12 protein-coding genes are annotated in these 15,200 nt (G+C 68.0%); 8 read left to right on the forward strand and 4 right to left on the reverse strand.

The window, feature by feature from the left end; genetic code table 11:
• Positions 1-339: hypothetical protein (locus HUW62_RS08650; RefSeq protein WP_176434147.1), on the forward strand; the 339-nt coding region annotated here is incomplete at its 5' end.
• Between the two features lie 4 nt (positions 340-343).
• On the opposite strand, the gene HUW62_RS08655 is transcribed toward HUW62_RS08650, so the two are convergent.
• Entirely contained in the window at positions 344-799 is a 456-nt protein-coding gene (locus HUW62_RS08655) for a hypothetical protein (RefSeq protein ID WP_163867439.1), read from the reverse strand.
• Positions 800-1,127: 328 nt separating this feature from the next.
• Between HUW62_RS08655 and HUW62_RS08660 the strand changes: the two genes are divergently transcribed.
• The 6 genes from HUW62_RS08660 (at position 1,128) to HUW62_RS08685 (ending at position 8,647) form a co-directional block, all read left to right on the forward strand.
• A complete protein-coding gene (locus HUW62_RS08660) occupies positions 1,128-2,966 on the forward strand; it encodes a DUF1549 domain-containing protein (RefSeq protein WP_176434148.1) in 1,839 nt (612 codons plus the stop codon).
• Complete coding sequence (locus HUW62_RS08665; protein WP_176434149.1) at positions 2,966-4,006, forward strand: hypothetical protein; 1,041 nt, start codon at positions 2,966-2,968, stop codon at positions 4,004-4,006. The genes HUW62_RS08660 and HUW62_RS08665 overlap by 1 nt, the downstream gene beginning before the upstream one ends.
• Before the next feature lie 12 nt (positions 4,007-4,018).
• Positions 4,019-5,596, forward strand: a complete 1,578-nt coding sequence (locus HUW62_RS08670) for a DUF1501 domain-containing protein (RefSeq protein WP_176434150.1) — start codon at positions 4,019-4,021, stop codon at positions 5,594-5,596.
• A gap of 346 nt (positions 5,597-5,942) precedes the next feature.
• Entirely contained in the window at positions 5,943-7,631 is a 1,689-nt protein-coding gene (locus HUW62_RS08675; RefSeq protein WP_176434151.1) for a hypothetical protein, read from the forward strand.
• 75 nt (positions 7,632-7,706) lie between these two features.
• Complete coding sequence (locus HUW62_RS08680; protein ID WP_163867435.1) at positions 7,707-8,048, forward strand: PadR family transcriptional regulator; 342 nt, start codon at positions 7,707-7,709, stop codon at positions 8,046-8,048.
• Positions 8,045-8,647 (forward strand): hypothetical protein, encoded by a 603-nt coding sequence (locus HUW62_RS08685; protein ID WP_176434152.1) that lies wholly within the window; start codon positions 8,045-8,047, stop codon positions 8,645-8,647. Before HUW62_RS08680 ends, HUW62_RS08685 begins: the two co-directional genes overlap by 4 nt.
• 192 nt (positions 8,648-8,839) lie before the next feature.
• Here HUW62_RS08685 and HUW62_RS08690 read toward each other — a convergent pair whose 3' ends face one another.
• The 3 genes from HUW62_RS08690 to HUW62_RS08700 form a co-directional block, all read right to left on the reverse strand.
• Positions 8,840-9,613, reverse strand: coding sequence for an RICIN domain-containing protein (locus tag HUW62_RS08690; RefSeq protein ID WP_176434153.1), 774 nt, complete (start codon positions 9,611-9,613; stop codon positions 8,840-8,842).
• An 89-nt stretch (positions 9,614-9,702) separates the two neighbouring features.
• Positions 9,703-10,839 (reverse strand): alpha/beta hydrolase, encoded by a 1,137-nt coding sequence (locus HUW62_RS08695; RefSeq protein WP_176434154.1) that lies wholly within the window; start codon positions 10,837-10,839, stop codon positions 9,703-9,705.
• A gap of 145 nt (positions 10,840-10,984) precedes the next feature.
• Positions 10,985-13,174: an NBR1-Ig-like domain-containing protein gene (locus HUW62_RS08700; protein ID WP_176434155.1), complete on the reverse strand. Its 2,190-nt coding sequence runs from the start codon at positions 13,172-13,174 to the stop codon at positions 10,985-10,987.
• 427 nt (positions 13,175-13,601) lie between these two features.
• On the opposite strand from HUW62_RS08700, the gene HUW62_RS08705 reads away from it, so the two are divergent.
• Positions 13,602-15,077, forward strand: a complete 1,476-nt coding sequence (locus HUW62_RS08705; protein WP_176434156.1) for a ricin-type beta-trefoil lectin domain protein — start codon at positions 13,602-13,604, stop codon at positions 15,075-15,077.
• Positions 15,078-15,200: the final 123 nt, after the last annotated feature.

Raw genomic sequence — 15,200 nt, forward strand, 5'->3', positions numbered from 1 at the left:
GGGGGGCTGGTGGGGCATGGCGAGGGGGAATATGCGCACTACCGCTACACGGCGGGCGAGACTACGTACGCGTTCGCGGTGAAGACCGTGGCGCCCATCTCGAAGATGACCCCGAGCGACCACTCGCCCTTCTCCACGCGGAAGGAGCGGCGGGCCCATCTGGCCCTGGCGCGACAACAGCAACAGGGCTTCCGGAAGCTGTCGAGCGGACAGGAAATCGAGGTGCGGTTCAATCCCAAGGACCCCGCGGAACACGTGCTCGGGGCACCGCTGCCGCACATCACCCTCTCGACGGTGGCGTTCCAACTCGAACCCATCGTCCTCGCCCGGTCGAGGTAGCGCCTCAGTAGTCGAAGCGCGAGGTGATGATGCCGTCGAGCCGGTAGAAGGAGTTGTCCACGTCGATGTTGTAGGGGCTTCCCACGGGATGACTGAGCCCCTTGGCGTAGCCCGGGCACGCGGCGCACACGAGCACGCCATCGAGCGTCACGTTCCAGAGGCCCTGCACCACGTCGTTCGTCGGCAAGCCCTGGAGGGCCACCAGGTGGAGCTCGAGGACGGTGGCGATGCCACTGGCATCCGCCGTGATCCGCGCATTCGCGAACGCGGGCCCCGCGCCTTCCTTCCAGCTCACCACCGAGGAATTGAGGACGGGCGCGAAGAGGGTGCCTTTGATGACGGCGGCGCCGCCCTTCGTCGACCAGATGCTGTGCACGCCCTGACTCGCCGCGGCCACCAGCCCCGGAACCATGACGACCGCGAACAGGAGGGCAACGACCGCTGGGCGAAGCTTGCGCATGGACGCACCTCGAACCGCGAAGACAGGATTTGAAAGCGAAGGACGCGCGCAGTGTTCGCCCGACGGCCTGCAATGTCAAACACGCCCCCGACAGCGTCAGCCCTCCGTGCCCGTCGAGCAGTCGAGGTGGGGCGGCTGCCCACAAGCCAACCCCATGGCGCGGTGCGTGAACCTGTGGTGGGGAGTCCACCCCACCGTGGCCTCCAGTCACCGCCACCCGGGGCCCGAAAGACAGTCGGGTGTAGAGGAGAGTCCACCCCCGTTCTCGGGGAATGACAGACATCTCTCCCCGTGATTTATTGTGTCAGCCGATGCTATTGTCTCGGGCATGCACTGGCACCTGCACTTGAAGAGCGCGGCCCTCGCGGCCGTGCTGTTCGCGACGTCCGGGCTCGGCGTGCCCGACGCGCACGCGCAGCAATGCGAACCCGAGCCGACGTCTCCGGTCGACCCACCCCAGGACCAGATGAGCGACACGCGCCTGCTGCGGCGAATCGTGCTCGGCCTCACGGGGACGACTCCCACCCTGGAGCAGTACGAGGCCATGGCCGCGACGGCCTCGCCCGAGGCGCGCGCCTCGCTGCTGCGTTCGACGCTCGACGAGGTGCTCGCCTCTCCGAAGTTCTACGAGCGGATGCTGCGCTTCGGACACGAGTGGATCGCCGTGGGCGCCTACACCACGGGCGCCAACGGCGACGCGTACCAGGGCGACATGTCAGGACACCTTCACCGGTGCGCCGACAACACCCCGCACCCGGGCGCGTACTACGCGGTGAACGAGTTCGCCTCGGGGGACCCGGGGCAGCAGTGCTCCGACAAGGATGGGAGCGGGAATCCCGCCGTGCCGGTGGTGCACACCGTCGAGCCCTGGTGGGCTCCGGGGACGACGGTCCAGGTGCTGGGCCTGGCGGGCTCCGACGTCAAGACCGTCACGGACACCGCCACGGGGAAGGTCAACGACTGTGGCATCGCCTACGGCGGCTACTACGACCCCGTGCTGGTCCGGGGTTGCGGGTGTGGCCCCAATTTGATGTGGTGCTCGCCGCTCGCCGGCCTGAACTCCACGGGCACCTCGAGCCTCAGTGGTCAGCGCCGCCACCCCTACGAGGAGCCCGCGCGCCTGTTCGCGCACCTGGCATGGCATGACCGGCCGCTCTCGGACCTCGTCGTCGGCAACTACTCCGTCGGCACCAACTGGCTGCGGGCGCTGTACATCCGCTTCGGCCGGCAGATGGGCAGCACCTCCGTGGACCAGAACACCACGTGGTGGCGTCCGGACGTGGGCAACGCCCCGCGCGACCCGCTGCATCCGACGCCGAACGACCCGCTGGCGTGGCGCGAGTTCGTGGTGGAGGAGCTGGAGCCCTTCCACCTCTCGCTCACTCCCGACAAGACCCGCTCCGGCAGCATGGAGCGCACCTATCGTTTCGACCCGCGCACGACGAAGGACGCGCCCCTGGGCCTGCCCGCCGCCGGGGTGCTCACGATGATGGGGTCCATGTCCTCGTTCCCGCGCGAGCGCGTCCGGGCCGCGCGCTTCCTGGAGATCTTCGCCTGCCAGAACTTCTCCCCGCCTCCCGCGGACGTGCACTTCCCGCCGCTGGAGATCGACCCGGCGACCGGCGGGACGTGCCTGCACTGCCACAAGACGCTGGACCCCGCGGCCGTCGCCTTCAAGCGATGGGACTTCACTCCGTTCCCGAGCTACTACGTGCCGTGGCCCTTCATCGGGGGAATCGGCAACCAGCGCGTCACCGCGGAGTGGCTGTCCGGACAGTATCCGCACATCGGCAATGCGCCGGGCCAGCGCTGGAAGAACGCCTTCGTGCCCAACACGGTGCTGACCCCTGTCACGCCGGAGCAGCTCAAGGCGAATCCGGAGGCGGTGCTGCTCGACACGATGCCGGAGTCGTACACGCTGCTGGGTGAACATGGCGATGGCACCATGGGCCCGCTGGGCTTCGGCAAGCTGCTCGTCCGCTCCGGTGAGTTCGACCGCTGCGCCGCGCGCAAGCTCTACGCGATGTTCATCGGTCGGGAGCTGAATCCGGCCACGGAGAAGGGCTTCATCGACAAGCTCGCGAGGGAGTTCGTCTCCAGGGAGCGCAAGCTGCGGCCCTTCCTCCGATATCTCTTCGAGCAGTCCGAGCTGCGGAGGGGCCTGTGATGCGCACGCTGAGTTCGTTCCTGGGAGCCGTCGCGCTCGTCGCGCTCTCACTCAACCTGGGGGCTTGTTTCGGAGATGTCTCGCAGGGCGGCGATGACAAGCCGGACGCGGGTGACAGCTGCGCCGCGGCGAGCGACAACGACGCGGTCCGCCTCGCGCTCGCGCCCGCCTGCGAGGGCTGCCACGTCAACGGCAACAAGCCCTTCTTCGCCTCGCTCGCCGCGTTCGAGAGCGGGCTCGTCTACGACGAGCGGTTCGTGAAGCGTGGGGACCCGGAGGGCAGCCTCCTCATCAAGATGCTCAAGGGCGTGGCTCCCGGCAGCTACGCCCAGATGCCGCCGGGCCAGCCCTACGAGCAGCTCGTCGCCAGCGGCCGCGTCACGATGACCATCGCCCAGGTGGAGGCGTGGATTCGCGACCTGAAGGCGCCGCCCGTGCAGTTGGACACTCCGTCCCCCGCGGAGTTCAAGGTCCGCCGGCTGGCCGCCGACGAGATGGTGGTGAGCCTGATGGACCAGTTGGGGCTTACGCTCGAGGACTTCGTCAGCACGAGCGACCCCCACTGGCGCGACCAGGCGTACGTGGTGAACTGGAACAAGTTCTTCGTGTGGCCCGGTGACTGGGCTCCCGGCATCTCGGGGCAGTACGTCTCCGACCCGCGCTCCGTCGAGCGCTTCGAGGCGCTCGGCGGCGGCAACTCCCTGGAGTACCGCAAGAAGGACCCGAGCTTCGGCCCCTCCGCCGGGCAGGCGCTGGTCCAGATGTCCCAGGCCTGGTGCGGGCGCGCGGTGGACAAGCCCAACAACAAGGCGGTGCTGCGCTTCGCAACGCTCGCGGACACCTCCACCAAGAGCCCGGACGCCGTGCAGAAGAACCTGCGCAACCTCTACCTGCGCATGCTGGGACAGCCTCCCGCGGACGCGGAGCTGAAGGAGCTGTACGAGCAGGTCTACCTCCCGCTCGAGGCGCAGAGCACGCGCCTGGCCTGGGTGGGCACCTGCGCGGCGCTCATCCGTCACCCGCTGTGGATCACCTACTGAGCCGAGGACCCCATGCCGACTACTTCTCGACGCACGTTGCTCAAGTGGGCCCTCGGAGCCAGCCAGCTCGCCCTCCTCGAACGCGCGGGGCTCCTCGGTTCTGGAGTCGCCCAGGCCGCGGACGCGGACGTCCCCTCCCGGCTCGTGGTGCTCTATGTCCCGGGCGGCTTCCGTCCGGCGTACTGCTTCACGCCGATGGAGGACTCGGAGATTCCGCTCTGCGTCCCGGGGCCCTCGGGCTTCATCAGCGAGCCCGTCTTCTTCGAGGCGAGCAAGGTGGTGAACCTGGCGCCCGCCAACGGCCCGTACAAGCCGCTGCGGACGTGGCAGTCCTGGAATCCTCAGGACCCGGCGGCGCGCGGCTCCTTCAGCCCGCTCATGTATGGCTACCAGCACTTCGCGCTGCATGAGCAGTTGAGCGTGCTGCATGGCATCGACCAGGGCACCAATGACCATGCCAGCGCGTTCATCTCCGCGATGTGCGGCGTCGCGGGCGCGGACTACCGGGCGCCCGCGATGCACTCGGTCATCGCGAACCACCTGTACGCGCGGCACCGGGAGACCCGGCCCCTGCCGTTCGTGGTCGTCTCTGGAGAACGGGGGGTGCCGTCCGGCATGGGGTTGCCGTCGCATGCCTCGCCCGTGGGCGTGCCGTCCATCGACGCGCTCAAGCCGATGCTCTCCGGGAAGCCCGCGGACAACGCCTGGTGGACGGGGCTGGATGCACGCACCGAGGGCGCGGAGCTGGATGCGCGAGGCAGGCCCACGGGGGCCGCGCTGAAGACGACCACGGTGGAGCGCTACTCCCTGGGGCGCGCGCAGCCGCTCCTGGGCCGCTCGACGGCGAAGGTGGACAACTACCTGGAGGGCCTGCATGGCTCGCTGTCATCCGTCTCCCGCGTGCTGGCGACGGATGTGGTGTCCCTGCTGGAGGGCACCAAGGGCATCGACACGCTGAAGACGAACCGGCCCGCGTACCTGTCGAGCTACTTGAACGAGTCGTTCACCTACACGTTCGGCAACGCGAACTTCCACCTCGTCGGGTTGGACCCGCGCATGGACATGGCGCTGCGCCTGCTCAAGTCGGACCTGTGCACGTCGGTGCATGTCTCGCTGCGCATGGACTTCGACACGCACAGCGGCTCGGGGCATGCCTTCAGCTGCGCGCATGGCCGGGGGCTGATGGATTGCGTCGCGCGCTTCCTGGGCGAGATGAAGGCCACGCCCGCTCCGGGCAAGCCGGGCAAGACGCTGCTCGATGACACCCTGGTGCTGGTGATGAGCGAGTTTGGCCGGAGCTGGGCCTCACGCTCGGGGGATGGCAGCTACAACCTGCCGGATGACCATCACCCCTTCACCTCGGTCGCCTTCGCGGGCGGAAACGTGGCGGCGAATCGACAGGTGGGCACGTATACGACGCGCGGGCTCGGGGTCCCGGTGGACATCATCGAGGAGACGGGACAGACGCAGAAGCGCGTCCCCCGGTCCGCGGACGTCGTCACCACCGCGCTGCGCATCATGGGGATGGAGGCGCACGAGTTCTTCATCCCTGGTGGCTATGGCGAGGTGGTGGGACTCCGGAAGGGGTAGCGGCGGTGAGCAGGGCGAAGAGGCGACGCCAGCGGACATCGAGCAGTCACTCGTAAGCTGTCTGCCTGGCGATACCCCTCACATCATCTCTGTCTTGCTAATCCAATACGAACCCCAACAAGCGTTACAACGCGGGCCCCGAGGGAGAGCGCGTCCGCGGCCAGTGATTCTGACGGACGCCTGACACGAGCCCCTGGGTCGCCTCGCCCACATGAGCGAGGCGACTCGGGCACGGGAGCCACTCTGGAGTCACGCCGGACTCGGCATTGAGCGTCAGACGCGAGAGCGAAGGAAACACAGGGCCACCGTCTAGCCATGAGTCCCTCTCGACAAGACGGAGTCCTCCATGCGTCGTCTCCTCGCCTTCGCGGTCCTGGCGCTGCCGTGCCTGGTCCTCGCGGCGCCGGTCAGCCGGTTGAACCTCAACTCCAGCAGCGACAACTCCCGGACCTTCGCCGGCATCACTCCGGACCGGCCCGTCCTCCAGCTCTTCATGAACCATGTGGACCGCGCGACGGACGTGTCGCTGCTGTTCTCGGGCGCGGTGTATGCCTCCAAGCAGGATGACTGGCTTCGCGTGCGCATCCTCGATGGCTGTCTCAACGAGGTCTTCACGCAGCAGTACCCGCTTGGCCTCACGCTCGGCCCCAACCAGCGCAACTGGTTCAACTTCCCCCTGGGAGTGAATCTGACGCACGGCAGCTACTACTACCTGGAGCTGTCCACGCGTTACGGCGGCTGGGACGGCAGCGCGCAGCTCGTCGTGAACAACGCCCGCTACGAGCATGGCCGGCTGTTCGCGCCGGGCTCGGTGCAGGCGCTGGGCTTTCCCGGGAAGAAGGACGACGTGATGTTCATGCTGAACGGCACCGTCGAGGAGGCGAAGTCCTGGTACCCGACGGCCACCACCAACGTCCTCTGCCCCGGCCGCTGCCAGGTGCTGGGCACGGAGAAGCAGACCCACGGAGCGCGCAACCAGTTCAATGTCATCGTCCAGGAGACGGGAACGGCGGGTGCCACCGGCTCGTTCTGGAGTGACTACAACTCCGACCCGGCGCTGCTGTCGCTCAAGGAGAACTTGCGCCGCGTCCTCGAGGAGGCCAGCGGCCCGCCCATTTCTGGCGGGCGCCAGACGGCGCCGCTGTCCCAGACGGTGCCCTTCAACTCCTACTACGGACAGATGAACTTCTACGTCGCGGTGGAGAACCCGGCGATTGACCCTCGCGCGGCGAAGGGCTTCTTGTACTGCGCGAACATCGACGCGCAGGTGACCGTCAAGACAGGCTCCTATGGGGAGTATGGAGCAACCGCCTACAGCGGCGACCTGCCCAGGCCCTCCGGGGGCGCGCCGTGGCAGCACGACTTCTCGCGCGGCATCCTCCAGCACGAGCTGCTGGGCCATGGCATCGGCCAGCTCACCGAGGAGTACATCCTCGCGGGAGACACCGGGGCGATGGTGCAGACGACCTTCTCTCCGAACATGGACTCCATCGGCTGTTCCTCCTGGTGTGGCTCCTCGCTGACAGTGAACCAGCTCATCACCCAGATGGCGGCGGACCCGAACGCCGCCTGCTGGACCTACGATGCGACGACCTGCCGGGCCCGCGAGGCCCCAGGCAGCAGCCCTCGCTGCCTGACATTGAGCGGCTTGAGCAACCCAGGCCTCGCCTGGTTCGGCGGGAGGGCCTGCGCCCCGGTGACGGTGACGAACTACAACATCGGCCAGTCCTGCACCGGGAACACCGGCTGCTACATCGGCAAGACGAATGGCGGCGTCATCGTGGTCAACGCGGCGCAGCCCGGGGGCGACATCATGGGCGCGAAGGGACGCTCGACCGCGGCGGCCCAGGGCTTCAGCACCGCGATGGAGAACCACCTCCGGGACATCATGGACTGCTTCTTCCCGACGACCTGCGCGGCCTACCCGGAGGCGCGCTGCCTGGCGTTCCAGACGAAGTGGAGCGCGGGTGGAAACCGCGAAGTCTTCGCCACCCGCGCCAACGCCTGCGAGAGCGGCTGGTATCGCCGCCGTTAGCCGTTGGAGGTCCTCCGCCGCCTCCCTGGGATGGGGTTCTTGCGGTACTATGCGCGACACAGTACTGTGCTCCGCATGGGTCAGGCGGAACCGTTCCACAAACTGGAGCTCGAGCTGCGCCGAGGGGTGGTGGTGTTGGCCACCCTCTCGCAGCTGCGTGGGCCTCGCTACGGGTATGAGCTGAGACAGGCCTTGGCGGAGAAGGGAATGCCGATTGAAGAGGGCACCCTGTACCCGTTGCTGCGCCGCCTGGAGACGCAAGGCTTCTTGCGGAGCGAGTGGAGGCTCGAAGACGGTCCCCCCCGGCGCTACTACGCGCTGAACGCGGACGGCCGGAAGCTGCTCCAGAACCTCACCGACGCCTGGCAGGGGATGAATGACGCAATGGACCGGCTCCTGAAGGAGGACCCTCAATGAACGCGAATGACGTGCTCGAGTCCTACATCACCGATGTCGCCGTGCGGTTGCCACGCAAGCAACGCGACGATGTGGCGTTCGAACTGCGTGAATTGCTCACCGAGGAGCTTCAGGCCCGGGCCGCCGCGGATGGACGCGACGCCGATGCGGCCATGGCCACGGAGCTGCTCCGTGCCTTCGGTCGGCCAGAGGCGGTGGCGGCGCGCTACCGCCCCGCGCTGACCATCATCGACCCCGCCGACGGGAGCCGCTTCCTGCGGGCGACTGTCATCGGACTGGCCGTCATCTGGTCCACCGGCCTGCTGACGCGGCTATGGCAGCCCATCCAGTCGGGACAAGGTGTGCTCCAGGCGCTCGGCCAATGGTGGGTGCACACGGTGGTGGCTTCGCTGTGGTGGCCAGGCATGTTGGTCGTGGGGTTCGGTCTCGACGCCTGGACTCGCCGCCGGTGGCCGCTCACCTCGAGTTCCGGTCCGTTCGTCCAGCACCAAGCCTCCACGGCACGCATGGCTGACGGGGCCCAAGCCTCCCCCACCCTCAAATGCCTGGGGGAGGTCCGTCGAGACGGACACCGCGCGGGGCTCGCACCGAGCGCGTGAGGCTCTCGACGGAAGCCGGGTGGCCGCGCCCGCTCCCGACGGTGTCATCGCGATGCACGCTTGCATTGACGATGCGAGACACCTCGATGCCGTTGGTCCGCGCGTCAAGGAGCCGTTCAAACACAGCCGAAGGCGGCACCCGGTTCCAGCGGTGCCGCCACACATCCCCTACCGTCTCATGAGCCCCGGGGGTCAGATGTCCAGCTGCCAGAGCTGGTTGTCCGCCCGGCCCTCGCGATGCATGGGGTAGGTGATGAGCCGCCCCGAGCCATCCGTCTTGCCGCCCTCGATATCCAGCACGAGGCCGCTGAGCTGGCTCTGGATGAAGTAGGTGCCACGGACGCGACCGGGCACGAGCTGCCACACCTGATTGAGCCCGCCGTGAGCCTCCCACATGACAACGCGGGTTCCCGCGCCCTTGTTGGCGCCCTCCACGTCGAGCACGAGCCCGTTGAGCTTGCTGCGGATGAGGTAGCCGCCCCGCGTGGGCACCAGCTCCCACTTCTGGTTGTCATTGCCCTCGCGGTTGGACTTGGGCCGGTGGGCGATGAGCCCCGTGCCGGGCGAGCGGTCATTGCCCGCGATGTCGATGACGAGCCCCGCGAGCTTGCTGCGGATGAAGGTGCTGCGCTGGGGACGCGTCTCTCCCCGGCCATGGCCCCAGTCCCCTCCGCCGTGGTCCCGGTCCGGACGCCCGGGCGGCGGCGGAGGCGGCGTGGGGCGCGACTCGCCCTGGCACCAGCCCGCGGAGCTGCACGTCCGCGCGCCATCGCAGTGCGAGTCATTCTGGCAGCGGTTGGGCCCCGGGCGGTTGCGCGACTCATCGTGGCGGTAGGCCGGCCCCGGCCCCGCCGCGGCCGTCAAAGGCAGGAGCAGCAGCGCGAGCGCCATCCATCCCCTGCCCTTCGCGGACGACCGGATTTCACGCGCACCCGCACCCTCGGAACCACTCCGAACCGCCAACATGGGACATCTCCTTGTTTGAAGTCTCCAGTGGAGGGGCGACTCTCGCCGCCCGCTCACCCTGTGCTGTATCTGACGGGGGCCCGGGAGTTTCATTCACCGACGGGCACGTGCGCCTGGAGGAACAGTCCCACCCGCCCTCGGGCGAGCTGACGGCCGAAGCCCCCATCCCAGATGTCGAAGCCGTGCTCCGCGTACGGCAGCGTGAAGAGCACATGGGGCACGCCCACCTGGGCAAGTCGAGCCGCCATCGCACGCGAGGCGTCGAGCGGCACGACGCTGTCCGCCTCCCCATGGACCAGGAGTGTGGGGGGAGAGCGTGGTCCGATGTGGTTGACGGGTGAGAGCAGCTCGTACAGCGCTCGGTGGCCTTCCAGCGGCACTCCCGTGAAGCCCTCGAGCGCGACCTGGTCACCCACCGCGTGGGCCACCAGGTCGCCAGGCGCGTAGAAGCTGATGATGGCCGCCACGGACGAGTCCCCGGAGGCACAGGAGGACGGGAGGCGCGAATCGCCCTCGGAGTACCCCGCCAGGGTCGCGAGGTGCCCGCCCGCGGACTCTCCGAACAGGACGAGCCGGTCCGGGTCGATACCGTAGGTGGCCGCGTGGTCCTTGACCCAGCGGATGCCACACTTGACGTCCCCCGGCGCCTTCAAACCCGTGGCGGGGGGAAAGAGCCGGTAGTCGAGGGCGATGAACACATACCCCCGCGAGGAGAAGAAGTCGGCCCAGGCGCGGCCATATGCGCGCCCTCCGCCACTCCAGCCACCTCCGTGCAGATAGAGCACGGCTGGGCGGGCCTTCGATGCGGGGGCTCCCGGCAGGAAGACGTCTGCGTGCAACTCGTGTCCGGCGACCACGGCGAAGCGAACGGTCTGACTGGGGAGGGGTCGGGCTCCGACGAGGGGACGGAGATACTCCCGGAGGTCGAGCGGAATGTCGGCCGCCCTCGCCATCCGCCACGCGGAGGCGGCGGGCCACACCGCGAGGAATCCGACCAGCAGCGCGGATGCGGCCGTCCCCCAGCGCAGCCACCTCCACGCGTCCGTGTGAGCGCTCCAGACGGACACCAGCGCCGTGAGGAGCGCCGGCAACAGCATCACCAGGCTGTATTCCCTCAAGATTCCCTTGAGGAGGTGGACGAGCGTGGGCGCCCCGGTGGGAGCGAAGAAGACCGCCGCGAGCAGCATGCAACCCACGAGGTGAAGGAGGGCCAGAAGGGTCGGCATGGAGGAGGCGAATCTCGCGGACCCTTGATGACCTCGTCCATGAAGAAGAACTGGGAGGGAGAGCCTGGAGCACCTGAACGCGGAGGGGCGCGAACACTCGCCGCCCTGTCCGCGCGCCCCTCCTCCGCATTGAATGTGTCGCGGGCTACTCGATGGGAGGCGGGCAGGTGTCGGGGCAGTCGAGTCCGAAGGTGCAGCCATCACACGAGAGCGGTGGCATGACGGTGATGGTCAGGGGGAGCGTGCTCTGACCGAACGGCTGGTTGCCCTGTACGAGTCGCCACTCGAACGGGTAGGCCCCCGTCAGCGAAGGGGCGACGGCGGTGAAGACGAAGGTGGCGTCCTGGCCTGGCTTGACGACCTCGTAGGGCATCAGCGGGACTCGGGCCACTCCCCAGGACACGTTGTCCGGCGGGTTCTGGGAGCCCAGTTCGACGGGCGTCTGGGCGTTCCAGCTCTGGGTGCCCCAGTTCTTCATCCGGACGGAGAACTGGAAGGTCTCACCTGGGGCCACGGCGGCGGGAACCAGGGTCTGCTCCACGAGCTCCGAGGCGAACGCGGGGGACTTCACGTTGACGGTGAGGGTCAGCTCCGGGCCGAACGCCACGCCGTTTCGTTGCATCCTCCACCGGTAGCTGAAGCGTCCCGGCGTCAGGGGCGCAGTGGGCGTGACGGTGAACGTCTTGTTCTGGCCCAGGAGGATGGCGTCCCCCGGAGTGAGGACCAGGTTCGGTGCCCCATCGAGCGAGACGCCGTGCGTGCCGTTGGCCGCGCTCCAGAGCGTGGTGCCGGTATTGGTGACGGAGACAGAGGCGTGGAAGGGCTGCCCGGCGACCACGGTGGGCACCCTTCCGTTGGAGTCGCGCTGGAGGGCGCCGAGGGCGGAAGTGTCCAGGAAGCCGCCCAGGATCCGCTGGCGGAAAGGGAGGAAGGTTCCCGTCTGCAAGTCTGAGATGAGGAAGCGGGGCTCATCGGGTGGAGCGGTGGGGTCCGGGACTTCGTTGGTGTGGACGAAGGAGGTCCGGATGTTGGGAAAGGTGCCGATGGTGCCTCCCAGGTCCGCGAAGCTGCTGCGGTTGTGGCAGCCGGCGCAGGACAGCACCTGGGCGCGTGAGACCACCTGTTCGGGCGTCAGCGAGCTGCCGATGCGCTGGAGCTCCGTGGAGATGGCGGTGGCGAAGCGGTTGCCTGGAGGACCGAAGAGGAACTCGTTGAGGTAGTCGTCCGAGGAGAGGAACGACTGCGCATCGCTCTGGGCGGCGTTGTAGATGTCGGGGACCTCGTAGTTGAAGCGGTTGATGTCATCGACCGCGAGGCCCGCCACCTGGGTGATGAAGTGCTCGCGAAAGCTCACCGCGAGCGGGGATGTGTTGAAGATGTTGAAGAAGTCGCCGCGCGGGTTGACCTTCACCGTGACGGGCACGAAGCGCAAGGTGCAGCCGGTGGGGCCGCACTGCCGCTTGAGCTTGAACTCACGGAGCATCCACGGGGCGGGCGGTCCCTGCTGGATGAACTGATTGGTGCGAATCTGTCCCTCGCCCAAGGGGTTGTTGCCGTAGTGATTGGCATGGACGACGGGGACATGGCCGGGGCTGCTCGCGTCCAGGAAGAATGACCTCACGAGGCCACGGCGGGCGATGGGGTCCGTGAGGGTGGAGAAACCCGCCCAGGTCTGGGCGATGGGGCGGCAGCCCTCCAGGCCCAGCTCGCGGCGAGGGTTGGGGAGGACGGCCTCGAAGATGACCAGGTTGCGGTCCGCGGGCGGGCGGGCGAAGACCATGCGGTATTCGCCGCAGTTGGCGCCGTCGGGAGGGGCCAGGTCGAAGCGGTTGAAGAGACCGATGAGGTTGTAGCGGTCCAGGACGGAATCGGCGCCGAGGATGGCCTCCCGGCCCTCCGACGGACGACAGGCATACGGCGCCCCATTGAGCGTGAAATTCTGGTCGCTGCAGTGCGCGCCCCCAGGGAGGTCGGACTCGCCCGGTGCGGGGTTCTGGGTGTCCCAGAGCTGGCGGAAGAGCTGCTCGGCGGTGAAGCCCGTGTTTCCGGCCTGATGGACGAGCTGGTTCATCACCATCCGGAGGGTGATGGTGGAGACGGTCGCGAAGTCGGTGATGGCGAGCGAGCGGCGCGGGTCCAGCACCGTGGCCGTGGTGGAGGGTTGGTCGGCCAGGGGCGACGTGTGGAGCCCTCCACGCTCGGAGTGGGGAGAGGCCGCGAGGGAGGCTCCCAGGCTCGCGAGGAGCAAGCTGGCGCCCGCGAGGCGCGAGGCGGTGAGCCACCGGAAGAAGTGGCTCGGGGGCGGAACGGCGGAACGGGAGTGTGGCTGATGCATGGCTGTGGCCTCGGAGACACCGATGTCCACGCGCCATTACGCCAGCAGGCGTCAACCTGGTTGATGGGAGCGGCCGGCTCTCGAAGCAGCTCGGGGCCCCCGCGGTACAGGGCCCTCACTTCACACCCTCCGAAGCAGAGGACAGGCGCATGAGCGACAACCTGAAGTGCAGACAGAATTACCGCACGTGATGCGTCGCCACAGCGCCCTTGGCTGTTGAGCGCCAAGGGGCCCGGAGGCGGTGAGGAGACTCAGCCCTCACCACCTTGGGTGATGGCTTACAGCGTGAAATCCACCTTCGCTTCCGGTATTTCCGTGGTGCACCGCGCGAATCCAAGGATTGGGACGCTGCGCGTTCCTGACAGCGCGAGACCTCGGCGCTCCGGCCATTTTCCGGGCAGCGCTTCGAGGGATGAGAGGGACGGACATGCTGCGTCAAATGGCGGGAGTGCTGGCCTTGCTGCTGGTGGGTTGTGGCACGGAGCTCGAGGTCGTGGAGGACACTCCCCTGCAATTCCAGCGGGAAGGACTCATCGTTGGCGGCAATGACCTCATCCCCGTGGCGGCGGATGGCTCGAACATCCCGGCGAAGTACCGCCCGCTGCTGGATGCCTTCGGCCTGCTGAAGATCGGCGGGGCGGGCTTCTGCACCGCGACCCACCTGGGCAACGGCGTGGTGATGACGGCAGGCCACTGTTTCGCCGCGGGCTCCAGCGAACAGTGGAACCTCGCATGTCCCACGGACACCACGGTCTCCTGGGGAAAGCGCGCGGGGACCGGCCCATATCTGGTCTCAAGCTGTACCCGCATCCTGTCGATGCAGAACTCGGGCGCCTGGGACTACGCCTTCATCGAGGTGAGCCCGCGACCCTTCGCGGCGGTGGGGTTCCAGTCCAACGCGGGCGGTATCAACAATGCGGTGGGCTCCACTGGAACCATCTTCAGCCACCCCCAGGGCAGGGACCTCGAGTGGTCACAGACGTGCTACATCCCGCCTCTCGCCGCCGGCTTCCTCCACTCCTGCGACACGGAGTCTGGAAGCAGCGGTGCCGCAATGATTGAAGATGACTCGCTGCAGGTGGTCGGGCTGAACCACTCGAACAATGGCATCCACAACCAGGGCATCTACCTGGACCACACCTCCATCGGGTGGCTCTGGCGGGCGCACCGCCCCACCGGGGAGCTGAAGGCATGGGGCGGCAAGTGCCTGGACGCGCAGGGCGGCGGCACCGCGAACGGCACCCCGTTCCAGCTCCACTCGTGCAACGGCTCCTCGGCGCAGACGTTCCGGCGGGAAGGGCTGGCCTTCGTCGGCAACGCGGGCAAGTGCCTGGACGCGCCCTCCGCGACCGTCGGTGCCACCACCCAGCTCTTCGACTGCGTGGGGAGCACCAGTCAGCAGTGGCGGATGGAGAACGTGGAGCTTCGCCACCTCTCCGGCAAGTGCGTTGACGTCCCCTATGCGTATGACGGCTCGGGGACCTGGCTCTTCGACTGCTATGGGGGCCCCAACCAGAAGTGGACGGTGACGGATTCAGGCCTCATCCGCGCGCCAGACGGTCGGTGTCTGGATGTGCCGTGGAGCACCGCGAATGGCACACCGGTGTGGGCCTATGCCTGCCATGGCGGCGCGAACCAGCGGTGGACGTTCAACCCGGGCGGGGAGATTCGCGGCCTCGGGGGGAAATGTCTGGACCTCGCCAACGGAGATACGACCAACCGCACCCCCTTCCGGCTCTGGGACTGCAATGGCTCGTCCGCGCAGAAGTTCCATCTGCGCGGGGAGATTCGGGGGCCGGGCGGGCTGTGCCTCGACAACCCCTGGAGCACGTCCGATGGGACGCTGCCGCTCGTGTGGAGCTGCCACGGGGGTGACAACCAGAAGTGGGAGCACCGCTGGTAGGGCGTCCACCCGGTGAGAGGCGCACTCTGACCTAGACGAGGTGCGCCACTTCCCGCTCCCGCGCGGAAGCCTCGCAGCCTTGAGCCTCCACTTCCCCGCTGCTTCGCGGGGAGCCCCGGGGCG

It is taken from the genome of Myxococcus sp. AM011 (assembly GCF_013372595.1).
GTDB classification, from domain to species: domain Bacteria; phylum Myxococcota; class Myxococcia; order Myxococcales; family Myxococcaceae; genus Myxococcus; species Myxococcus eversor.